Here is a 24,371-nt window from a genome sequence, read left to right as displayed (position 1 = left end):
TTAATTTATTCTGCGAATATTTTTTAAAATACGCTCCATATCTTCTGGTAAAGGAGCAGAAAAAAACATTTCTTGCTTTGTCGTGGGATGAATAAATGTTAAGCTTTTAGAATGTAAAGCTTGCCCAGAAATCTTAAATGATGATTTTACACCCCCATATTTAGGATCACCGACTAAAGGATGACCAATATACGTCATATGAACCCTAATTTGATGTGTTCGCCCCGTCATTAACTTACATTGGACTAAGGTATAATTACCGAAACGCTCAACAACTTTAAATTTTGTTACAGCCGGTTTACCATTTTCAAAGACAATCGCCATTTTTTTTCTATCTTTTGCATCTCTGCCAATTGCGCCGTCAATAATGCCTTGCTCTTCTTTAATATTTCCATGCACGATGGCCAAATATTGACGTATTGCAGTTTTATTTTTTATTTGTTCAGCCAGACTAATATGCGCAATATCATTTTTTGCTGCGATCATGACACCTGACGTATCTTTATCTAACCGATGGACGATCCCTGGACGAATTTCACCATTAATTCCAGATAAATCTTTGCAATGCGCAAGTAAGGCATTAACAAGGGTTCCTGTATAAATTCCAGTTGCAGGATGAACAACCATTCCTCTTCTTTTGTTTATTACAATTACATCCTGATCTTCGTATAAGATATGCAAAGGAATATCTTCTGCAACAATTTCAGTCTGTTTAGCTTCTGGTAAAATAAATTCTACAGTATCTGATTTTCGCAATTTATAATTTGCCTTAACCTCTTTTTGATTTACTTTGATCCAACCATCTGCAATCATTTTTTGAATGTGAGAACGAGATAAGTTCTGTAATTTTTTAACTAAAAACATATCAATTCTTTCATCTATTTCATCTATAATTTTATAAGTGTTGCTATTTACATTCATTATTTTCATCCTTTATGTTTGATAAAAACCATACAGAATATATAATAATCCCTACACCTGACACGATTGTAATATCAGCAAAATTAAAAACAGGCCATATTCTAAAATCGAGGAAATCAACAACATAGCCAAGTTTTATCCGATCAATGACATTACCAATTGCACCACCTACTAATAGAGCAATCCCAAAACGGAGGAATTTATCTTTTGCTGGTATTTTGGGATAGATATATCCTACAACGCAAATCATCATAATTGCAATTAAAATAAAAAAGATACGTTGATTTTCTAAGATACCAAATGCAGCACCTGGATTTAAGATATAAGTAATATGAAAAATGTCTGTAATAATAGGCAAAGATGCTCCTATTACCATTGTTTGTTGAATATAAGATTTTAACAATTGATCTATACATATGATTCCTGCAATTAAAAATAAAGTGGGCACAACGATTTCTCCTACTCCTAAAATATATTTTTTATTATATCATATTTAAAAGATTATTTATTTAATTTTAAAATACAACTATTAAAAAATTCTCTAAAATAATATATAATGCCTGCTAAAATGAATAATATAATTGTTATTAAAAACAATTGAACTTTATCAAATTGCATATTTTCTCCAAGAATTGAGTAGGCAGCAATCCCAGGAATTTGTCCTATTCCTGTAACAAAAATAAAAGACTTTAAAGAAACATTAGATAAGCCGGCACTATAACTGATAAGTTTAAATGGAACAAAGGGAATTAGCCTGGTGACAAAAATAGCAATAACACCATTTCTATTTATATAATCATTAATTTTATCTGCATATTCTTTTTTTATCCAGGGACAAACAATCATTTGCCCATACCATCTGGCGATCATAAAGTCAAGAATCGCACCAAGTAAAGCTCCGATACAGGAATAAACTGTTCCTAAATACCAGCCAAACAACCATGCATTGGTAATAGTCATAATAATACCAGGAACAAAAGGAAAAACGGATTGTGTTGTCATCAATATGATACTAATTATGGGGGCTAAAGTTCCGTAAGAGAGTATCAATGTTTTTAATCCATGAAAATCGTGTTGTTTTAAAGATGATATTCCTTGATAGATAAGGTTTTGAAATTCAGGTGTTGATAAATAAAGAAGACAAATCATAAGAATTAAAGTCACTTTCATTATTAAGTCTTTATCTTTCATACAGCATCAACGTCCTTTGTTTCTTATTGATTCGCTTATAAATTTCCTTGCTTAGTTTCAACAATACGCATAAGATCAATAATAAAATCGCCAATGATGGGTAAATTCAAAACTATAAGACGACTTAATATATCTAATAATATTGCAAAAACAATTGTAGCACCTATAGCTATTCCTAGCCCCCTAGCAATTCCAGCTATAAAATTTAAATATATAATTCTTAACGGCCTCTGTAATAATTCTATATATTCTGCTATATGCGTAGCTTCTAAACGATTTGCTAATTCATTAATTTGTTTTTGCATCAAAGAAATATCGTCATGTTCTTTCATATTTCCACCTCTATTTTAGTATAAACATAAATAAAAAGAAAAAACGGGAACACCCGTTTTTTCTTTTTATTTTTAAAGTTGTTTTACTACCGTGGCACAACGTTCACATAAAGTAGGGTGATCAGTGTCTTTTCCTACATAATCACTATAAATCCAACAACGCTCACATTTTTCGCCACTGGCAAGAGCCACTTCTACAGCAAGCTCTTTATCACTGCTAAAGTAAGCTGTATCTGGAGCATTAGTAACACCCTCAATGACTCGAACAGCTGAAACAATAAGAATGTTAGGTAGTTCTGCTTGAATATTGATTAACTCAGCATAAGTTTCACCACTTGCATAAATAATTAAATTAGCATCTAAAGGATGACCGATTAGCTTATTTTTCCTTGCAATTTCTAATGCTTTTGTTAGTTCACCCCGCATAGCCAAAACATTTCCCCATTTATCTTGGAGATTATTATTTAAGTATTCTATACGTTCAGAAGGCCACAGTGCAAGTTGTACATTTTCAGGCATGTCAGTTTCTTTAGGCATATATTTCCATACTTCATCAGAAGTAAATGTAAGTACTGGAGAAATAATTTTAACGAGTGTTGTTAAAATCTCATACATAGTAGTTTGTGCTGCTCTTCTCTCTAATGATTTTGGCTCAGAAGTATACAATCGATCTTTCAAAATATCAAGATAAATTGCACTTAAATCAACGGTGCAAAAGTTGTGTATCGTATGGTACAAAACATGAAATTCATAGTTTTCATAAGCTTCTGTTACCGTTTGACGAACTTGCTCTAAGCGAAGTAATGCCCACTGATCAAGCTCTAATAAATCTGTATATACAACTTTATCTGTATTGGGGTTGAAATCATTAAGATTACCTAAAATATACCGGAATGTATTACGAATTTTTCTATAAACTTCAGACATCTGCTTTAAAATATCTTTTGATAATCTAATATCAGCCTGATAATCTGCAGAGGCAACCCATAATCGCAAAATATCTGCACCATATTGATCAATGATATCTTTTGGCGCTACAACATTCCCTACTGATTTAGACATCTTTCGTCCATCACCGTCAACGACAAATCCATGTGTTAGAACCGCTTTATATGGAGCAATCCCTTTGGTCGCTACGGAAGTGAGTAAGGAGGATTGGAACCATCCCCGATGTTGATCACTGCCCTCCAAATAAAGATCAGCAGGCCAAGATAATTCTGGGCGTTGTTCGAGCACAGCTACATGACTAGAACCGCTATCAAACCATACATCCATGATATCGCTTTCTTTACGAAAGTGATCATGTCCACAATGCGGGCATTTAAACCCTTGAGGTAAAATTGATTCTGCATCTTTTGCCCACCATGCATTAGAACCTTCTTTTTTAAATAAATTTGTTACTGCATGTATCGTCTCTTGATTGATAATATGTTCATTACATTCTTTGCAATAGAAAATCGGAATTGGAAGTCCCCAAACACGTTGACGAGAAATACACCAATCATGTCTATCGGCAACCATATTATGAATACGATTTTCTCCCCAACTTGGAATCCATTTTACGCTTTTAATTGCTTTCAATGCTTCATCTCTAAAACCATCAACAGACGCAAACCATTGTTCTGTTGCTCTGTAGATAACTGGATTCTTGCAACGCCAGCAATGGGCATATTGATGGCGAATGGAACCATTTCCAAATAATTTGTTACTTGCAGCTAAATCTTTAATAATAGGAACATTCGCATCGTGCACAAACATTCCCTCATATTTACCTGCTTCTTTAGTAAACTTACCACTCGCATCAACAGGACTAATAATTGGTAATTTATATCGTAAACCAGTTTCAAAATCATCTTGTCCATGTCCAGGTGCAGTATGAACACAACCACTTCCTTGATCTAATGTAACATAGTCTGCTAAAACCACTGGCGAGGTTCTATCAAAAAACGGATGTGAAAATACCATTCCTTCTGCGGAAGAGCCCTTTACTACGCCAAGAATTTTATATTCTTCAATCTTAGACTGCTGCATTACACGATCAATTAACTCTGTTGCCATTAGATATATTTCATCATTTGCTTCAACCCATGAATATTCAATTTCTGAGCCAACTGCAATTGCTACGTTTGCAGGTAATGTCCATGGTGTAGTAGTCCATATAACAGCATATACTTTTTTAGGATCAGCGCCATCTGGTAAATTATTTTTTGCATCTATCAATGGAAACTTAACAAAAATTGCGTGCGATTTTTTTTCTGCATATTCAATTTCCGCTTCAGCTAAAGCAGTTTCGCAAGATGTACACCAATATACTGTTTTTAAGCCTTTATAAATATGCCCTTTTTGTGCCATTTCGCCAAAGACTTCGATTTGTTTTGCTTCATATTCCGGAACTAATGTTATATATGGATGTTCCCAATCGGCACTAACGCCTAGACGCTTAAAATCATTTCTTTGAATATCTACATGTTGTAAAGCGTATTCTTTGCATTTTTTTCTTAATTCTAACGGATCCAGTTCATGCCTATTTAGCCCCAGCATTTTAATAGCTGCGTGTTCAATTGGCAAACCATGTGTATCCCATCCCGGTACATAAGGCGTATCAAAACCGCACAAAGATTTATATTTTATAATAATATCTTTTAAAACCTTATTTAATGCATGCCCCATATGAATATTTCCATTTGCATATGGCGGACCATCATGCAGTATGAACTTTGGTTTTCCTTTAGCACTTTCTCTACGTTTATTGTAAAGATCATTTTGCGCCCATTCTTCTAATATTTGTGGCTCGCGTGCAGGTAAATTTCCTCTCATCGGAAAATCAGTAGCAGGCAAATTAAGAGTTTTACTATAATCCAACAAAAACACCTCCAAAATAGTAAAACCTCTCATCCCAAAAAGGGACGAGAGGTTATTTTTCCCGTGGTACCACCCTAATGACTACTTAAAGTAAGTCTCTTAAGACGATATAACGCTCGTTAGACGACAAATCTTACTCTATTTCAGACTTGTAGCTCAGGAGTGATTTTCATCAATAATTGTTTGCCAAGCTTTCAACATTGCTCAGCTTTCTGTAAAACAAATTTATTGGCTACTATCTCCGTCATCACTGTAATAAAAGCATTATACAAAAAAAAATAAATATAGTCAAATTGTTCTTTTTATTTCTCAGCTTCTTCATCAGAAGTTTTCAATAATTCTAGTTGTGTGAGTAATAAAGTTCTCATTTTAGTACGATACACTTGGGACTGTTTTTCAAGCTCTTCATATTCAGTTATTCGCTGACGAACTTTTCCGGTGGCTTCATCAATTAACTTTTGACCATTTACTTTAGCTTCTTTAAGAATTAAGTCTGCTTCTTTTTTAGCATTTAATTTTACTTCTTCAGCAGTTTCTTGCGCTACTACCAAAGTATTATGTAATGTATTTTCTAAATGTTGAAAATGTTCTACTTTACTTTTTAATCTATCAATACTTTCTTTTAAATCAAGATTTTCCCTATATAATTGTTCATAATCTTTAACAACTTTATCCAGAAATTCATCGATTTCATCTTCATTATATCCACGGAAACTTCTTTTAAATTCTTTATTATGAATATCTAATGGTGTAAGCATAAAAAACTCCTCCTGATGTCGTTTTATATTTATATATAACGTTTTAAAAGGATGCTAATTCGTCCTTTTTTAGTTGTATTACCAATTTGGTAAACTTCAACTCTACCACGTCCCCGCATAGATATGATATCTCCTTCTTTTATCGTTTGCGAAGAACTCTTTACGGATTGCCAATTGACTTTAACTTTATCAGCAGCAATATCATCAGAAATTTTACTGCGAGAAGAACCGAATCCCGCAGACGCGATTGAGTCCAATCTTAAAGATGCAACTGTCGATTTAATTTCTTTACACTTTTCTTCTCGAGGTTCAATTTCAGATAAATCGCAAATTTCTATTTTTACATTTGCGGAGCCGATTTGTGTAAAATTATCATGGATATATTGAGCAATTTGTGTGTCAACAAGAATTTTTGCCTGCTCGCCCTTTAATAAAATATCGCCAATCACACGGCGGTCAATGCCTAATGCCATCAAAGATCCTAAAACATCCCTATGAGAAATATTGTAATATCTTTCATCCCATAAAACTTTTAACGCCGTAATATTAAAATTAATTTTACCTAAAAAAGCATCGTTAACGAAAACAACACGCTGTCTTTCTGCACCATGATAACCACCATCAGAAACAATATTTATATTCTCACAGCTTGCGGCTACCGTTTCAGCAATGGTATATCCATACGGATCTAAAAATTCACTCACCTTAAATTTCTTATTGTGAATAACAATTTTTGCGATATCAATGAGTCTTGTGACAATCTCGGTACCTTCTGTATTACGATAATATCGAATTATTTTTTCAAAATCAGCCATTTATTTCGACCCCATTGCTTTTGATCTATTCGTTGCAGCTTCAACTGCATCAATCAAAGCCGCTCTAACTGCTCTTTTTTCCAAGACAGAAATACCTTCAATTGTTGTTCCAGCAGGGGAGGTTACCATATCACGCAATTGCGCTGGATGTTCTTCTGTAACTAAAACCATCTTGGCTGCTCCTAATAAAGATTGTGCAGCTAACATGATTGCTGTTTTACGTGGCAATCCTGCTTTTACACCAGCATCTGCCAGTGCGTCAATAATCACAAATCCATACCCTGGACCACTTCCAGACAATCCAGTTACAGCATCCATTAGAGACTCATTTACAACAACAGTTTTCCCAACGGCGTTAAACAGGTTTTGAATTAATTCACCGTCGCTGCTTTTTGCTTTTGAACCTAATGCAATTGCTGACATTCCCTCACTTACAGCTACAGGCGTATTTGGCATTACGCGAAGCACACTTTGTGTTTTAAAATAGCTTTCTAATGTTTGAATTGTCAGGCCTGCAACTACAGAAACAACAATAGTCTTATCACTCACTATAGAACAAATGCTTTGCATTGCTTTATGTGCAGCTTGTGGTTTGATTGCTAGGAAAACTATATCTAATTGATCGATTATATTTTCCGCTTGCGTATTCGTGTTGATATTGTAGATATCTTGTAAATATGTACATCGCTCAATTTTATGTTCAGCAATAAAAATATGCTTCGGATGAATTAAATTTGCGTTTAAAATTCCTTTTATAAGAGCCTCAGCAATAGCTCCACCACCGATGAAACCTATTTTTACATCTTTCAAAATACTTATCCCCCTATTTTTTTATCCATGGCATAACAACTTTATCCGCTTGCTCTTCTTGTTGTGTATATGCTACATCTACGTTACTAGGTGCACATAAGAATATATTCGTTCCAACCTTTTGGATGTTTCCAGAAAGTGCATAAGTTGTCCCACTAATAAAATCGATAATACGTTTAGCAATTTCTGTATCTGTATTTTCAAAGTTTACAACAACAGGCTTACGACTTTTTAAATGATCTGCTACGTGTTGAGCGTCATCAAAAGATAATGGCTCTAAGACCATAACTTTCATTTGTTTAGCTGAAGCGTTTCCCCCATTTGTTGTAGTATGTAAGTTCACAACATTACCCGGATTCATTGACTTTTTAAATTTAAACTCATCCTCATCCGTTCCTTTTTGGCGGACTTCTCTTTCAACTCTAGGTTCTTTTATCTCTCTAATAACTTTTATATCTTCAGAATCTGTGGGATCCATTAAGCCTAATTTTCCACAAACCTTATCTATAATGCTCATACATTCCCCTCCATTAATATTGCCTTTGTCCAAAAATACCCGTGCCAATTCGAATAACGTTAGAACCTTCTTCTATTGCAATTTTAAAATCATTTGTCATCCCCATAGAAAGCCATTTTATCTCTGTATTTTCAAGATTCTTATTTTTTAAATCTGTGAAAATTTGAAACAACTGTTTAAAAATTGGTCTGGTCATCTCCGTATTTTCATAATGCGGTGCAATCGTCATTAAGCCGCATAGTCGAATATTTTTAAGACTACTTATAAACGCAGCAAATCTAAAAACTTCATCACTATCAATTCCAAATTTGCTTTTTTCATTTGAAACGTTAACTTGAATTAAAATATCTTGCCGTTTATTTAATTGGCTTGCAGCCTTATTAATTTCCAACGCTAATTTTTCACTATCAACAGATTGAATCAAATCAAACATTTCTACAGCTTTTTTTACCTTATTTGTCTGTAGATGTCCAATAAGATTCCATCTCACATTTCTTTCCAAAACAGCTTTTTTTTCTAGGGCTTCTTGAATTCGATTCTCACCTATTTCTAAGATTCCTAGATCAATAGCTTTTCGCATCTCATACACATCATGATTCTTAGTAACGGCTATCATCTTTACATCTTTTGATATTTTTGTATTCTTCCTATTGGCAATACTAACTTCTATATCTTCTCTTATTTGAGTCAATCTTTCTAAAATCACGATTACCCCTCCATGATATGGATTATTCGCGAATAACTACAAATATCCTCTTAATGTAAGATAAATAGGAAATAAAAATCGTTGATTTATTTCAAACTGATCATTGCCGCAATTCTTCCAGTAGATCCATGATCCGCCCTATAAGAAAAGAATAAGTCTGAATTACACGAAGTACAAACATTGCTACAATCAATGTTTTCTTCTTTTACCCCGATTTCCATCAGTTGCAATTTATTTGCCATCCACAGATCTAACTTCCATTTATTTTTATATTTTTTAATACATAAATCAGCTTTTTCTTTAAATTCTTTTTTTAATTCATCTACAACTACTTCATCGACTTCATAACAACACGGTCCGATTGAAGGACCAATTCCAATTAAACAATCTTCACTTTGGGTTTGAAAATTTTTTTCCATGGCTAAAATAGTTTTTTGTGCAATTTTCTTCACAGTGCCTTTCCAACCAGCATGACTGACAGCGATTGCTTTTTTTATTGGATCAACAATAATTACAGGAACACAATCTGCAAAGAAAAGCATTAATGGAATATTTCTACAATTGGTAATAAGAGCATCTGTTCCTTTAATTGCATCTTCATAAGAAGCAGAACCTTTTCCTATATGCTTTTCATTTACACATACGATGTGATCACCATGAATTTGTTCTGCAGTGACGATATTATGACAGTTTATTTCAATTGCATTGCAAAAAAGTTTCCTATTATCGATAACTTTTTCTATTGTATCGCCATTATGCATTGCTAGATTCATACTTTTAAATGGTTGGTCACTGACACCTCCTAATCGAGTGGAAATCGCATGGGTTACCAATGTTGCAGGAAAATTTGAGAAGGTTCCAGTCCATATCCCATTTGAAATATAATTTAAAACAAAACTCATAACAATCTCCCCTTTAATTTTAATTACATATCCCGCATCGTTTACAACCATCAAAACACTTTATGGTGTGTATTCCTTTTTTGGCATTGACTAATTCTTTATATAAATAACTATTCTGAAATCCCATATTCAATATGTTCCAAGCAAATATTTCATTTTCTTTGCGTTCTCTATACAAATAAAAAGACTCATCTAAATTGCTTTTTTTCATAGCATTTTTAAAAGCTTTTATCCCACCCATTTTATGTGCTTCATATAGGGGCGCAGATATTTTTCGATCTCCTCTTGCCAAAATTCCTTGTATATAGGCTTCTTTAGGTGATTCAATCAACACATCAATACCTTTTATAGATTTTAAGGAAGTTTTTATAAATTTCAACCTTCGTTCGACTACCTTTATATTTTCCATTGGAAGCCACTGAAAAGGCGTAAATGGCTTAGGGATAAAAGGATTAATACTCAAAGTCAATAAACCTTTACTGCCCATTTTCTGCATATAACATTTGATTTTCTTTGCCATTTCAACGATATCTTGTATATCTTCTTCGTCCTCAAACGGCAATCCCACCATAATATACAGACGAAAATTTTGGACACCTGCCTCAATGCCTAAATCAATAGAATTATATAAGTGTTCATCGGTTATTCCTTTATTTATAACTTGGCGCATTTTAGTACTACCAGCCTCTGGAGCTAAAGTTAATGTCTTTACACCACTTTTTACAAGTGATTGAACAAGCTCAGCTGTTACGGAATCCGCTCTAAAAGAAGCGACAGACATCTGTAAATCTAAATCAAGAATAATTCGGCACAACTGGTTTATTTGGGGATAATCTGAGATTGCAGCTCCCATTAACCCAATTTTTTTCCCAAATTTTTTTGCAGATAGAATTGTTTGCTCCAAATTTTTCAGTGTTCTGTTCCGTGGTTTCCTAAAACAATAGCCAGCCATACAAAATCTGCAATGACGCCCACATCCTCTTGCAATTTCAACTAAATATAAATCCTTAAATTCAGTATCATCAGTAATTATGACTGTTTCTGCTTTATAATGATCTAAATTTCTAATCCATTGTTTATAGATCGTGGATGGCACATCTGCAAGATGAACGATATCCCTAAGTGTTCCATCTAAATGATAAAGATGCTTATAAAAGCGGGGTACATATACACCTTCAATATGAGCAAGAGAAAATAAGATCTCTTCTCTTGCTCGACCGCTCTCTTTGCCTTGGTAGTAAGCATCCAATATGTGATGGATAATCTCTTCTCCTTCACCAATAATAAAAACATCAATAAATTCGCTTAATGGCTCTGGATTAAAAGTCGCACAGGGGCCTCCAGCAATGAGAATAGGATCACTTTCACCACGTTCTTTCGCTAACAATTCGACCTTTCCCATATCCAATATTTTTAAAATATTGAAATAATCCATTTCAAAAGAAATAGAAAATCCGATCAAAGGAAATTCATATAATGAACGTTGATTCTCAATGCTCATTATCGGAGTATTTGTTCGTATATATTCTTCCTCTAGTTTTTTATCCGCTAAAAAAACTCTTTCACAAGCCGTGTCTGGTCTATTATTAATTTGATCATATATGATATGAAATCCTAAATTTGACATGCCAACGTGATAAGAATTAGGATATACTAATGCAAAGGCATTACGTAACCCTGGAGGAAAAACCTTTGTACCTTTTTCTTTACTAAGTATTTGCTGCATTTTTTGTTTTAAAAGCCACGACAATACATATCACTCCAGTTTATTTACTCGTTTTATAATTATATAGAAAATAGCTCACACCCTTGTGAGCTAAAATAAACTATTTTATACTATTATTTAGCATACCAGTACTTTCATGTTTTCACAAGTAAACTTTACAACATTTTAGGGATAATAATTTATAAAAATTATTATCCCTAAAATGTGTTACTTAATACAAATTTTCATTAGAATAATAAAGAAGATTGATATGAAAAACATTTATTCTCTGGATTTTTTCATTTTCATTAAAGTCTCTAATTCTTGCATAAAATGATTGATATCAGCAAATTTTCTGTAAACTGATGCAAATCGAACATATGCAACTTGATCAAATTCCTTTAAGTGTTTCATTACTAATTCTCCAATGACTTTACTTGGAATTTCTCTATCCATAGTATTACGCAGCTCTTTTTCTATTCTATCCGCTAGCATTGTTATGCTTTCCATTGAATTAGCTCTTTTTTCACATGAACGGATAATACCGTTTAGTATTTTATTCTTATCAAAAACGACACGTCTTCCATCCTTTTTTATTACCATCAAAGGAATTTGTTCTATAACTTCATACGTAGTAAATCTCTTACAACAGTTTGAACATTCACGACGTCTTCTAATTGTATTTCCTTCATCAGCTGAACGTGAGTCAATAACTTTACTATCACCTATACCACAAAATGGACAACGCATCACAAAACTCCTCCAAGATTTACTAAATTAAAATTTAACATAAAATAAAATAAAATCGCTAAGCAAAATTAACTGCCAGCGATATTATTCTTAATTTATAATACATCTATTTCTCAATCTCTGCAACCCCAAATATATTTACCAAAATAACATCAGTACCAATTTTATTAATTTTTTCCCATGGAATTATGATATCTTCTCCTCGATTAAAAAAGCCTAGAAACCTTCCTGTACTTGGGACAACGATAGATGTTACTTTTCCTGATTCAACATCAAACTCAATATCGCTAATACTCCCTAATTTTTTTCCATCGCTTATATTGATAACATCTTTTAATCTAAAATCAGAACTTTTAATCATTTTTGCTCCTCCTTATAATGCTTGTTTACTCTAATATATGAGACAATAGAAAAAAAGTTACTAAAGTTATTGTATTAACTCTAGTAACTTAAATTTAATTTTTATAGAATTATCTTTATCTTCATTTTGAGGGGGTTCTTCGAAAACACCGGGCATGCTTTCTGTCATGTTTGTCTCATCAATAAAACACAGTGGAGGAAATAAGACACACCACCAATTAGCCCCTCTCGCATCTCCTAAGAGGATTCGAACCGCTTCATATTTTCCCTCAGGTAAAACTAATGTCCCATAAGCTTTTATTGGAAAATCAAAAGTGCCAAATTCCATATTTACTGGATAAACGAAACCATGCATATATAAAACTGATTTTGAAATCTCAATTAACGCAGCTTCATTCTCCAAAACGATCTGCTTTGCAATTTCACGATTCGTTACATGTGCTAGCTTCGGAGATAAATATTGAATAATAGCATCTCGAACCAAAAGCTTGACTTTTTGATCTTCAGGACTATCACTATTCGCCAAAACATGAAGTCGAATTAAATCTTCGTTCTCTTTATCATAGATTGTGCTATTGTGTGCTTCAATATTTTCCATTAAAATATTGATACTTACAATAATAAAACATATCGTAAATATAATACTAATATTTTTTAAAAAATTCTTTCTCATTTTTACTCCTAAATATGTTTGCGCATATGGCCTAGTGCCGATTTTTCTAATCTAGAAACTTGCGCTTGTGATATGCCGATTTCCTCAGCAACTTCCATTTGCGTTTTACCATCGAAAAAACGCAAAGTTAAAATATGTTTTTCCCGTTGCGTTAATTTATGCAAGGCATCTTTAATTGCAACGCTTTCAAGCCAATTCATATCCAGATTTTTATCATCTCCGATTTGATCCATTACAAAGATAGGATCACCACCATCATGGTAAATTGGTTCAAACAAAGAAATAGGTTCCTGTATAGCATCTAATGCAAAGATAATTTCTTCTCTAGGTAAATTCAATTCAGAAGCAATTTCATTAATAGAAGGTTCTCTTGAATATCTATTTACAAGAGAATCTCTTACTTGTAAAGCTTTGTAAGCTACATCTCGCATTGAACGACTTACTCGAATTGGATTATTATCTCTTAAATATCTACGGATTTCACCAATAATCATAGGCACGGCATAAGTAGAAAATTTAACGTTTTGAGACAGATCAAAATTATCGATTGCTTTCATTAACCCGATGCATCCTACCTGAAATAAATCATCAACATATTCTCCTCGATTATTAAATCTCTGGATCACACTTAATACCAATCTTAAATTTCCATAAATGAGTTTTTCTCTAGCTGATAATTCCCCATTTTGTAATACAACAAACAATTCCCTCATTTTACTTGCAGAAATAACAGGTAATTTTGCAGTATTAACACCGCAAATTTCAACTTTATTAATAATCACTACGTATTCCCTCCGCCGATTACAAAATTAAGTCTACATCAGCATTATTACCAGTAAGATTCCATTTTATTCGTATGAATAAAAATGGAGATGTTTCATGTTAAATAAATTTTCAAGCAAAACCTCTCTAAACATTATATTGAATAACGGTTTATAAAGCCCTAGGATAAGATATAAACGCCATAACAAATACCTATCACCTAATCTAGCTGTAGACCTCCAAAACAAAAAAAGCCTGACTTTATAGTAAGTCGGGCTTTTAAGGTAGAACGTCCATTGAAAACCGAAATGGATATGCGGCAATTTTACCACAATCCACTTTGCTAAACTAGGTAAGTTTTTAACACATTTGTTTAATGTCTTTTTTCATTTTCTTTAAAATACGTTTTTCTAAACGTGAAATATAGGATTGAGATATCCCAAGCATATCAGCAACTTCTTTTTGTGTTTTTTCTTGCGCGTGATGATTCAGTCCAAATCTTAATTCCAAAATTTTTCTTTCTCTTTTAGATAATTTATTCATTGCAATGCATAATAATTTCTTATCAATCTCCTCTTCCATTGATTTATAAATAACATCATTCTCTGTTCCTAAAACATCAGATAATAACAATTCATTGCCATCCCAATCAATATTAAGCGGTTCATCAAAAGATACTTCTGATTTAATTTTATTATTCCGTCGTAAATACATTAAAATTTCATTTTCAATACATCTAGAGGCATAAGTAGCAAGCTTTATTTTTTTTATCGGATCAAATGTGTTTACCGCCTTAATTAAACCAATTGTTCCAATACTAACTAAATCTTCTATACCAATTCCTGTATTTTCAAATTTACGTGCAATATACACAACTAAGCGCAAGTTTCTTTCGATAAAAATATTTTTAACTGTCATATCTCCGTTTCCTAAACAATTAAGCAATTCATTTTCTTCTTCGTTACTAAGGGGTGGTGGCAAAGCTTCATTGCTGCCAACATAAAAAACTTCTCGTTCTTTTGCAATTTTCAAAAATTTTAAGATTGAAATTAATTTTAATTTAAATATCAGTAAACTAATATTTAAATGCATCATATGACCTCTTTTCTTATAAATAATTTAGAACTTCAGCGTGCAATAAAATACGATATTCTTCATTTTCGACTAACTTTTTAGAACATATTGCAATAACAAAATTACGATCTAATTTTTTATAAACACCTGATAAAACACTGATAGAATCTGGTTTAAATCCTAATAGAACATCACTATTTTCAATTCCTTTATATGGAATAAAAAAAAGAGATTTCACCCATTCCTTATCGTGGCATTGTGTTACATTCGTAATCCACATTTCAGCGGAATTCTGTTCTAAAAAGTTATTAACATTTTGATTTAATAATGGTTGTAATGCATATTTATCAATAATCATGACTGGATTTTGACCACCTATAGTATAAAGGCGATTTCCTGTATCTAATAAGCCCATTAATTCTACGGATTTGTCATTATAACTAATCTTAAGCATATATAAGTTTTGTTTTTTTAAATGCTCTTTCAATATAGATTTGATAAATACCACAATCACAATGCATCCTAATAATATTCCTTTTAAAATAAATTCCCAATGGATGTATTTTTTTATAAAAAAATCTTTCGAATTAAATTCGAAAAAAAAGTACCCATATACAGCCCCACCAAGGATAAAAGAAATCATATAAAAAATTCCTAATATACGAAAAAATTCTCTAAATGAATGTATCTTGAATGCACTCCAAACAATAAACATAGACATAAAAAGTTTTACGATAAGATTAGATAACCAAATAAAATCACATAAAAGATAAACCATACTATAAGTAACACTTAATAGTATAGCAATACTATATCTGGTAAAATTGTACTTTTTCCCAAGAACCCAACCAGTCAAGAAAATTATAATACCATTTACAATTAAATTTAATAAAATAAATAGATCAATATAAATAAGCACCACGCGTTACCTTCTTAATTGCAAAATAAATGATACGTCAATTATAGCAACTTAGTAACTAATTTTTTGTAAGTTTATGGTAATGGAATTGATTTAAGTATAAAAAAAATCACCATTAAAATGGTGATTTTTTCCCGGCTTTATTTTTGATTATTTTTTTAGATTCTAAACTAGATGATCGTTTTTTATTTCGCTGTGAATTTAGTTCATTTTTATGCGATTTTATATGCTGATTTCTATTTAAATTTTCTTGTTTATTAAATGGACGAATCAGACATTTTGCTCCATATCCGATTAAATCATCACGTCCAGCTTGTTTTAGGGCTTGATAGACTAAATTATAGTTCTTAGGATCACGATATTGAAGAAGTGCTCTTTGCATATGTTTTTCTTTATCATCTCGAGCAACATAAATACGTTCATTAGTTAAAGGATTTATTCCGGTATAATACATACAAGTAGATAAACTTCCAGGTGTAGGAATAAAATCTTGAACCTGTTCAGGACGATAATTTAAGTCACGGATAAATTCTGCCAATTCAATTGCATCTTTTAGAGTTGCACCTGGATGACTAGACATAAAATATGGAACCAGATATTGCTCTTTCCCCAATTTTTGATTCATTTTCTTAAAGGCATTTACAAATTTTATATATACATCTTTATTTGATTTTCCCATCAACTTCGTAACTTTTTCTGAAATATGCTCTGGTGCGATCTTTAACTGCCCACTAACATGATGTTCACATAATTCTTCGAGAAAATTATCCTTAGCAGCAAGTAAATAATCATACCGTATACCTGAACGAATAAAAACCTTCTTTACCTTTGGAAGGCTTCGTAGTGAACGTAACAAATCAATATAATCACTATGATCAGCCGTCAAATTTCTACATATTTGAGGTGCTAAACAAGCTTTTCCCCTACAAGTTCCACGCTCAAACTGACTTTGGCAAGAAGGTCTTCTAAAATTAGCTGTAGGCCCTCCAACGTCATGAATATATCCCTTAAAATCTGGCAATGCCGTTAATAGTTTTGCTTCATTCATGATTGATTCTTTGCTTCGACTTTGAATAATTCGTCCCTGATGTGAAACAATCGCACAAAAATTACATCCACCGAAACAGCCTCGTTGACTTACCAAACTAAATTTAACTTCTTCAATAGCTGGAACGCCACCGGCCTCTTCATAGCTAGGATGATAAGTACGCATATATGGAAGAGCATAAACATCATCCATTTCTTCCATTGTCAAAGGTAATGCAGGTGGATTTTGAATAATATAATTATCTCCGCTTGCTTGTACAATTGTTTTTCCCCTAATCGGATCTTGTTCTAAATATTGTATTTTAAAAGCTTCCGCGAACTTAACTTTGTCACTCGAAACTTTCTCATAGCTTGGAACTTCTACATACTCCCATACACAATCTAAATTTTCAGATTGATAGCAAGTTCCTTTAACCGAGGTTATTGCAGATATCTGAATACCTTGTGCTAATTGTTCTGCAATTTCAACAATTTGTTTCTCGCCCATACCATAAATCAATAAATCAGCTCTACTGTCCACTAAAATAGATCTTCTAACATGATTAGACCAATAATCATAATGCGCAAATCTTCTTAAACTTGCTTCAATGCCCCCTATAATAATCGGTGTCTTCTTCCAAATCTCACGAATGCGATTACAATAGACAATTGTAGCTCGATCAGGACGACGTCCTGATCGACCGCCTGGTGTATAATTGTCCTTACTACGATGCTTTTTGGCTGCTGTAAATTTATTCAGCATAGAGTCTAAATTTCCACTTGAAACTAACACGCCGAATTTTGGTTTTCCAAGTTTCTTAAAATCATTCGTATCTCGCCAATTAGGTTGTGAAATGATCCCTACTTTGAAACCTCTTTTTTCTAGAATTCTACTGATAATTGCCGGTCCAAAACTGGGATGATCTACATATGCGTCACCTGTAACAAAAAGGAAGTCTAATTGCTGCCATCCTCGTTCTTCCATATCTTGTTTACTTATTGGCAAAAATTTATTCATTGAAATCTCCTAATTTTATTTAAGGTTTTCTTCCTTATCTTTTGTAAATTTTTTAGTTAATACTTCTCCGTTAGAACCTAATTTCCCAATATTCTTACCATTATAGGTAAGTTCAACTGCACCTGCATTGCCGACTTTAACAATAATTTCTTGATCTGCCTGCCAAGTCAGCACTTCCCCATTTTTAACAATTCCCTCAAATATAGTTCTACTATCGGTTGCAATTTGTGTCCAACACTCTCCAGTATATTTTGCGGAAATAACGACAGGTTTTTCTTGCGCTACAGGTCTGCTTTCTACAGTCTCAGATTTATTTTCTACTTCTTTCGAAACAGTACTTTGTTGTTTTATAGTTTTAAAATCTTTTTGAACTGTTTCTTCATCATTTGAATTAAAGTAAAATGCTCCACAAGCTACGACTAAAACAACCGTACCTAAAGATATAATTTTTTTGAAATTTACACCTTTAGGGGCGTTTATCTCATCTTTTTTTACTTCTGGTTCGTTTATTATTTCCTTATTCGATGGAATCTCAATTTGATTTGATTCAGTTCTTTCATTTCTATACAACTCAAGCATATCCGTGCCACTTAATTTTAAAAATTCAGCATATGTTTTGATAAATCCTTTTAAGTAAACTTCTCCTGGTAAAACTTCATATTTACCTTCTTCGATTGCTGAAATATATAATGAACGTATACTTGTACCCAATTCTACATCTTTTACCGTCAAATTTTGTTTTTCACGTTCCTTACGTAAAATATCTCCTAGCATTTGACTAAATCCCCCTTAATATAACCCAAAAAATTTTTTTCTTCCAAAAAAACATATTATAACTTATTGTATCCTAATTGGGCAAAAAATTACAGTCATTTATTAAAATATGTATTATATACTTGTTCACTTGTCATTAAAATTTCTCGAGCCTTGCTACCTGCATTAGGACCAACAATACGCATCTCTTCCATTGTGTCAATTAATCTTCCAGCTCTAGTATAACCAATTCTAAATCTTCGTTGTAACATTGATACAGAAGCATTGCCTGTTTCTAATACTAAATTTATTGCACTTTCCAATAATTCGTCACTTGCTTCTTGTTTGTTAGTATCTACAGCCTCGTTACTCAAAGCGTTTTCAGTAAATTTAATAATTTCTTCATTTTCTATAGGTTCTCCCTGTGTTTTTATAAAATCAATTAAAGTTTCTACTTCACTATCACTAATAAATGCCCCTTGCACGCGAACTGGCTTAGCGGCACCTATAGGGTAATAGAGCATATCACCCTTACCTAATAATTTTTCTGCACCACTCATATCAAGAATTGTTCGAGAGTCAATTTGTGATGACACCGAAAAAGATATTCTAGATGGAATATTTGCTTTTATGATACCCGTGATAACATCAACAGAGGGACGTTGCGTTGCTAATACCAAATGAATGCCTGCAGCTCGAGCTTTTTGTGCTAAACGACAAATTGCATCTTCTACATCAACTGGTGCTACCATCATCAAATCAGCTAACTCATCAATAATAATAACGACAGCCGGCATTTTTTCAGAATCAGTACTATTATTATAGCGCTCCATATCACGAACGCCATTGGCAGCAAACATTGCATACCTTTTTTCCATTTCCTGTACTGCCCAATTTAACACAGAAGCAGCTTTTTTCGAATCTGTCACCACCGGTACCATTAAATGCGGAATACCATTATAATTAGATAATTCAACCATCTTAGGGTCAATCAATACAAATTTTACTTCCTCAGGTTTGGCTTTAAAGAGAATACTTGTAATTAAGGTATTAATACATACACTTTTTCCTGAACCAGTTGCACCAGCTACAAGCAGATGCGGCATTTTCGCTAAATCAGCAACAATCGCTTTTCCGCCGATATCGATCCCCAATCCCACAGAAAGTTTTGACTTTGCATTAGTAAAATCAGGCGCTTCCAATACTTCTCTCAAATGTACACCTGATAATTCTTTATTCGGAACTTCAATACCAATGGCTGCTTTACCTGGAATCGGAGCTTCTATACGAACCCCTGGTGCAGCAAGCTTTAATGCAAGATCATCGGCTAAATTAACAATTTTGCTAACTTTAACTCCTGCAGCAGGTTCTAATTCATATCTCGTTACAGCAGGTCCATTGCAAGCATTCACTATTTTAGCTTTTACATTAAAACTTTCCAATGTATCTTCTAATATTCTAGCATTTGCGGCAAGTTCTTTAGATAATTTGGAATTTTTACTTTTACTAACTTTTTTCAAAATCGTTGCTATATCAGGAATTTTATAATCATCGCTTAATATTGCAGAATTTATGGTTTCATTCTGCATATCTACCGCCTCTGAACTTAGTTCTATTTTTTCAGAAGCAACAGTTTTTTCTGAATTTGATTCCACATCAACGGCGTAATTTACATCAAATCCTAAAGTTTCCTCTTCACGGTGTATATTATCTTCATTTATCTTTATTGCTTCTAATTTTTCAAAACGCTTATCTTCTTCTTGATCATAAAAAGAAGTATTTTCATCGGTATTTCGATGAAAAATATCTGCTTCTATTACCCGATCATAGGTACTGGCAATCGTATCTTTTGCTGCCTTTACACCACTCATTGTATGCTTTTTTGTTTTTAAAATTCCTGTTGCCAAGGACCAAGTCGTAGATAATAGAATTGAACCTAATGCTATAGAAAAAAGAATAACAATAGTTCCATCAACACCAAAAAATTTACGCAATGTAAAAAGAATAAATCCACCTACAAGTCCGCCGCCATCACATAAATACTCAGGTAAAATTTCTTGTCCTGGAATTACAGAAAAATGATGATATATTGTCAATAGGTCAATATATAAAAAAAGAATACCAAAAAATTTAAGAGAATATATGATTGCAGTTTGTTTACATATATATCTTATCCCAAGTGTAATAATGATAATAGGAATTATGATCGCCCCAATTCCAAACATATATTCCTGTATTTTTGCTAAAACTTTTCCAACTGGGCCTACGTTAAAGCCAATCAGACTAATAAAAGAAATAACTCCAACAGTTGTAAAAAAAATTCCAAGCAATTCATACTTCATATTTTTAGCTAAATTTAACCATTTCTTACGCAATCCGCTTCACTCCTTGAAGACCAAATTCTACACATTCGTATAAAATTCCTTTAATAAAAATCTTGTCTTGCATGCAAAAAATAAAATGCTAGAAGAATCGCTCCTCTAACATTTCATTTCTATTTTTTTATCCCAAGAGCTTCTTTGGCTAACTTATCAGCTAATTCATTTCCTATGACGCCAGTATGACCAGTTACTTTTTTAAAATCAACAAGATTTTGATACGATTTCATAAATTCGGCATAATTTTTTGTCACTTGATTATTTGTTCTCCACCTCTTTTCTGCCCATTCGGAGATACCAATATAATCATGATGAATAACGATATGCTTTAAATCATTCATTGCCGCCCATTTGACAGCATTCATCGTTGCTTCTAACTCGCCGGCAACATTTCGGGTCGAAATAGCCTCTTGGTCTTCGCCGATTCCATTTGCAGTATGGATTAATTCACCTAAGTGAAATACCGCAAATCCCCAGCTATAAACATTGTTTGAAAAACTTCCATCAACATAAATATCATAGCTATCTTCACGTGTATCAAGCGTACTATTATCTTTTTCTATTCCGTTTATATATTGATGGGCTTCCATTTCTGTTGCAAAACTTTTATACAGCGCACCTGGATATCCATGAATTTGTTGTTTACAAGCATCCCAGGTGCGGTAAATTCCAGGTTCACGTCCATTTTTAACAGCATAATACTTTTTTACTCCCATTCAAGTTCTCCCTACTGTATAGAATAATTATATATTTGTTCTATAATTTCCGGAATTTTGCATCGCGTTGCTTCTTCACCCCGGATTATGGCTTCCATTGCTTGTTTGATATCCTTATAATTGACATCAAAAACTTCTGGTCTAATAATAATATTCGCATATTTTTCAGCTTTAAGTAAAGTTACTTCTCGATTCATTATATCAATACATTGCATCACAATTTCACCAACAGAACGTAAGTTATTCACGAAATGACCATTATATCCTAAATCAACAGCGATAATAATATCTGCCCCCATGTGGTGTAATATATCTGTAGGTAAATTATTTTTAACGGCACCGTCTACTAAAGACATATCCTGATATCTCTTAGGGAAAAAAACGCCTGGTATTGAAATGCTTGATCTAACCGCATCCGTCAGCGTTATATTATGATAATACCGAGTATTCATTACCTGATATTTTTTTTTAAAAGGAGTTGTAAAAAATACAGTATCTGCTGTATTAATATCTACCGCAGTTATAGATAAGGGTATATTCGTTTCTTTTACGGTTCTACTATTCCATAATGTATTGAAATAACGTTCAATCCTATCCCCTTTTACAATGCCATTTGGGATTGTAGACCAAAATCGAGCATCACTGCCCACTAAAGATTGAATTCCATATTTAAATAAGTCTGAAACTGTAATTCTTAGATCTATTAAATCGGTTGTTTTAATTTTTTTCGCTAATTCTTCCATCTGATATGTCGTATAGCCACATGCAAAAAGAGCAGCAATAACGGCACCTGCACTTGTACCGGATATAAAATCAATTTTGATCCCATTACTAACTAAAGCTTTTAAAACACCAATATGCGTTAATCCTCTTATGCCTCCGCCACTTAATGCTAGCCCTATTTTCGGTTTATATGTTTTTCTCGTTCGCACAATCATCCTTATCACCTCACAGCACTCTATCATAGTCTATGAGACAATAAGCTTCTACTGTGCAATGAAGATAGCTCGACTTCTTAAAAATTAGCAAATATTTATTATTTCACTAAATTTGCAGCCCGAGTAGTCACTTCGTATAAAATACGTTCTTCATCAATCGTAGTCAGTTTTCCATTTTCAAGTAAAATTTTTCCGTTAACAAACACTGTATCAACATGACTTGAGTTTGCAGAATATGCAAGCAAAGATATGATATCATGCCTTGGATACCATTGAAGATGATTCATATCTATCAATGCGATGTCAGCTTTATATCCTTTAGATATTTTTCCTATAGTACTACCTAATCCAACAGCTTTTGCACCATATTCTGTAGCCATTTTCACACCAGTCAAAGCAGGAATCACCAAAGGGTCTAAAGTATTTACTTTGTGCAACAAGGTCGCTAAATTTAATTCTTCAAACATATCCAAGTTATTATTACTGGATGTTCCATCTGTACCTAATCCAACACATATATCAGCATCTAACATTTTAGGAACAGGTGCAATACCACTTGCTAATTTCATATTACTTCCAGGATTATGCGCAACGCGAACATTATACTTTTTCATAAGTGCAATATCGGCATCTGATAAATGAACACAATGTGCTGCAAGTACACCACAATCTAATATTCCCGTATCTTCCATTAAAGCAATAGGTGACTTTTTATATTGCTTTACACAATTTTCAACCTCACCTAGAGTTTCTGATAAATGAATGTGGATTTCAGCACCAACTTTTTGTGCAGCTTCAGCCACTTGGCACAAAAACTCTGGTGGACATGTATACGGAGCATGAGGTCCAAACATAACCGTAATTCTATTATCTGCTGCGTTATGATATGAATTGTATAATGCGATGTTTTCTTGTAATGCTTTTTGTCCATTTGGAGCGATGCCAATCATCCCTCGAGATAAGACCCCACGGATTCCGGTCTCAGCAACAGCATCTCCAACTCGATGCATCTCTGAATACATATCTGCAAAAGTCGTCGTCCCGGTCTTAATCATCTCTGCTATTGCTAACATACTGCCCCAATAAATATCATCACTTTTCATTTTTGCCTCTACAGGCCAAATCTTATTTTCGAGCCAGTCCATTAATTGCATATCATCTGCATAGCTACGAAGTAGTGTCATTGCAGCGTGCGTATGTGTGTTAACCAAACCAGGAATCACCAATTTATTAGTACAATTTATAACTCTATCAAAAGCACCCTTTTCATCTATAGAGCCGATCGTTTCAATCGTATCGTTCTCAATTAGAATATCAGCTTCTTGAACCATACCATTTTCCATTAAAACCGTAGCATTTTTCAACAAATATTTTGTCATACTTTATCCTCCTACAAGATTATCATAATTCTTTTAAAAGCATGCGCCATTAGAAATACAAGAATATATTCATAATGAAATGCTTTCCTTACATGAGAATAAGCAA

The 24,371-nt window shown here is 33.1% G+C and carries 24 protein-coding genes and 1 other annotated feature; all 24 genes read right to left on the bottom strand.

Annotation, left to right across the window (positions count from 1 at the left end; translation table 11 throughout):
- The 24 genes from BN6559_RS00420 to BN6559_RS00305 all read right to left on the bottom strand — a co-directional run bounded on the left by BN6559_RS00420 (position 1) and on the right by BN6559_RS00305 (position 24,265).
- Complete coding sequence (locus BN6559_RS00420; protein ID WP_110952898.1) at positions 1-921, bottom strand: RluA family pseudouridine synthase; 921 nt, start codon at positions 919-921, stop codon at positions 1-3.
- Positions 908-1,369: a signal peptidase II gene (gene lspA / locus BN6559_RS00415; RefSeq protein WP_110952897.1), complete on the bottom strand. Its 462-nt coding sequence runs from the start codon at positions 1,367-1,369 to the stop codon at positions 908-910. Before lspA ends, BN6559_RS00420 begins: the two co-directional genes overlap by 14 nt.
- A 53-nt stretch (positions 1,370-1,422) precedes the next feature.
- The gene (locus BN6559_RS00410; RefSeq protein WP_110952896.1) at positions 1,423-2,112 is read right to left on the bottom strand and encodes a TVP38/TMEM64 family protein; all 690 of its coding nucleotides are present in this window, start codon (positions 2,110-2,112) and stop codon (positions 1,423-1,425) included.
- 35 nt (positions 2,113-2,147) lie between these two features.
- On the bottom strand, positions 2,148-2,444 hold the full coding sequence (locus BN6559_RS00405; RefSeq protein ID WP_110952895.1) for a DUF5665 domain-containing protein: 297 nt from the start codon (positions 2,442-2,444) through the stop codon (positions 2,148-2,150).
- A gap of 72 nt (positions 2,445-2,516) precedes the next feature.
- Positions 2,517-5,315 carry an isoleucine--tRNA ligase gene (gene ileS / locus BN6559_RS00400; protein ID WP_456060936.1) on the bottom strand — a complete coding sequence of 933 codons (2,799 nt, stop codon included), beginning with the start codon at positions 5,313-5,315 and terminating at the stop codon, positions 2,517-2,519.
- A gap of 28 nt (positions 5,316-5,343) precedes the next feature.
- Positions 5,344-5,563, bottom strand: a binding site (T-box leader).
- A gap of 45 nt (positions 5,564-5,608) precedes the next feature.
- Complete coding sequence (locus BN6559_RS00395; RefSeq protein WP_110952893.1) at positions 5,609-6,064, bottom strand: DivIVA domain-containing protein; 456 nt, start codon at positions 6,062-6,064, stop codon at positions 5,609-5,611.
- A 29-nt stretch (positions 6,065-6,093) separates the two neighbouring features.
- Positions 6,094-6,879, bottom strand: a complete 786-nt coding sequence (locus BN6559_RS00390) for a YlmH family RNA-binding protein (protein WP_110952892.1) — start codon at positions 6,877-6,879, stop codon at positions 6,094-6,096.
- Positions 6,880-7,689 (bottom strand): pyrroline-5-carboxylate reductase, encoded by an 810-nt coding sequence (gene proC / locus BN6559_RS00385; protein WP_199883648.1) that lies wholly within the window; start codon positions 7,687-7,689, stop codon positions 6,880-6,882.
- Between the two features lie 13 nt (positions 7,690-7,702).
- A complete protein-coding gene (locus tag BN6559_RS00380; protein ID WP_110952890.1) occupies positions 7,703-8,206 on the bottom strand; it encodes a cell division protein SepF in 504 nt (167 codons plus the stop codon).
- A 13-nt stretch (positions 8,207-8,219) separates the two neighbouring features.
- On the bottom strand, positions 8,220-8,915 hold the full coding sequence (locus BN6559_RS00375) for a YggS family pyridoxal phosphate-dependent enzyme (RefSeq protein ID WP_456060935.1): 696 nt from the start codon (positions 8,913-8,915) through the stop codon (positions 8,220-8,222).
- A gap of 83 nt (positions 8,916-8,998) precedes the next feature.
- Entirely contained in the window at positions 8,999-9,814 is an 816-nt protein-coding gene (gene pgeF / locus BN6559_RS00370) for a peptidoglycan editing factor PgeF (protein ID WP_110956213.1), read from the bottom strand.
- 19 nt (positions 9,815-9,833) lie between these two features.
- On the bottom strand, positions 9,834-11,564 hold the full coding sequence (locus BN6559_RS00365; protein ID WP_110952888.1) for a TIGR03960 family B12-binding radical SAM protein: 1,731 nt from the start codon (positions 11,562-11,564) through the stop codon (positions 9,834-9,836).
- 237 nt (positions 11,565-11,801) lie between these two features.
- The gene (gene nrdR / locus BN6559_RS00360; RefSeq protein WP_110952887.1) at positions 11,802-12,269 is read right to left on the bottom strand and encodes a transcriptional regulator NrdR; all 468 of its coding nucleotides are present in this window, start codon (positions 12,267-12,269) and stop codon (positions 11,802-11,804) included.
- 106 nt (positions 12,270-12,375) lie between these two features.
- The gene (locus tag BN6559_RS00355; protein WP_110952886.1) at positions 12,376-12,630 is read right to left on the bottom strand and encodes a YlmC/YmxH family sporulation protein; all 255 of its coding nucleotides are present in this window, start codon (positions 12,628-12,630) and stop codon (positions 12,376-12,378) included.
- Between the two features lie 66 nt (positions 12,631-12,696).
- Positions 12,697-13,302 (bottom strand): stage II sporulation protein R, encoded by a 606-nt coding sequence (gene spoIIR, locus BN6559_RS00350; protein ID WP_110952885.1) that lies wholly within the window; start codon positions 13,300-13,302, stop codon positions 12,697-12,699.
- An 8-nt stretch (positions 13,303-13,310) separates the two neighbouring features.
- Positions 13,311-14,084, bottom strand: coding sequence for an RNA polymerase sporulation sigma factor SigG (gene sigG / locus BN6559_RS00345; RefSeq protein WP_110952884.1), 774 nt, complete (start codon positions 14,082-14,084; stop codon positions 13,311-13,313).
- 340 nt (positions 14,085-14,424) lie between these two features.
- Positions 14,425-15,159, bottom strand: a complete 735-nt coding sequence (gene sigE, locus BN6559_RS00340; protein WP_199883647.1) for an RNA polymerase sporulation sigma factor SigE — start codon at positions 15,157-15,159, stop codon at positions 14,425-14,427.
- 13 nt (positions 15,160-15,172) lie between these two features.
- Positions 15,173-16,060 carry a sigma-E processing peptidase SpoIIGA gene (locus BN6559_RS00335; protein ID WP_110952882.1) on the bottom strand — a complete coding sequence of 296 codons (888 nt, stop codon included), beginning with the start codon at positions 16,058-16,060 and terminating at the stop codon, positions 15,173-15,175.
- A 112-nt stretch (positions 16,061-16,172) separates the two neighbouring features.
- Complete coding sequence (locus BN6559_RS00330) at positions 16,173-18,101, bottom strand: YgiQ family radical SAM protein (RefSeq protein WP_110952881.1); 1,929 nt, start codon at positions 18,099-18,101, stop codon at positions 16,173-16,175.
- Positions 18,102-18,116: 15 nt separating this feature from the next.
- Positions 18,117-18,875 (bottom strand): helix-turn-helix domain-containing protein, encoded by a 759-nt coding sequence (locus BN6559_RS00325; protein WP_110952880.1) that lies wholly within the window; start codon positions 18,873-18,875, stop codon positions 18,117-18,119.
- Positions 18,876-18,970: 95 nt separating this feature from the next.
- Complete coding sequence (locus BN6559_RS00320; RefSeq protein ID WP_110956212.1) at positions 18,971-21,196, bottom strand: FtsK/SpoIIIE family DNA translocase; 2,226 nt, start codon at positions 21,194-21,196, stop codon at positions 18,971-18,973.
- Between the two features lie 152 nt (positions 21,197-21,348).
- Entirely contained in the window at positions 21,349-21,948 is a 600-nt protein-coding gene (locus BN6559_RS00315) for a ribonuclease H1 domain-containing protein (protein ID WP_110952879.1), read from the bottom strand.
- A gap of 11 nt (positions 21,949-21,959) precedes the next feature.
- Entirely contained in the window at positions 21,960-22,886 is a 927-nt protein-coding gene (locus tag BN6559_RS00310; RefSeq protein WP_110952878.1) for a patatin-like phospholipase family protein, read from the bottom strand.
- Between the two features lie 98 nt (positions 22,887-22,984).
- Positions 22,985-24,265 (bottom strand): amidohydrolase, encoded by a 1,281-nt coding sequence (locus BN6559_RS00305; protein ID WP_110952877.1) that lies wholly within the window; start codon positions 24,263-24,265, stop codon positions 22,985-22,987.
- Between the last annotated feature and the right edge of the window lie 106 nt (positions 24,266-24,371).

The sequence above is a fragment of the Massilibacillus massiliensis genome (assembly GCF_900086705.1).
Lineage (GTDB): Bacteria > Bacillota > Negativicutes > FLKF01 > FLKF01 > Massilibacillus > Massilibacillus massiliensis.
The sequence above is the reverse complement of the archived record's forward strand: the minus strand, read 5'-3'. Positions and strand labels throughout refer to the sequence as shown.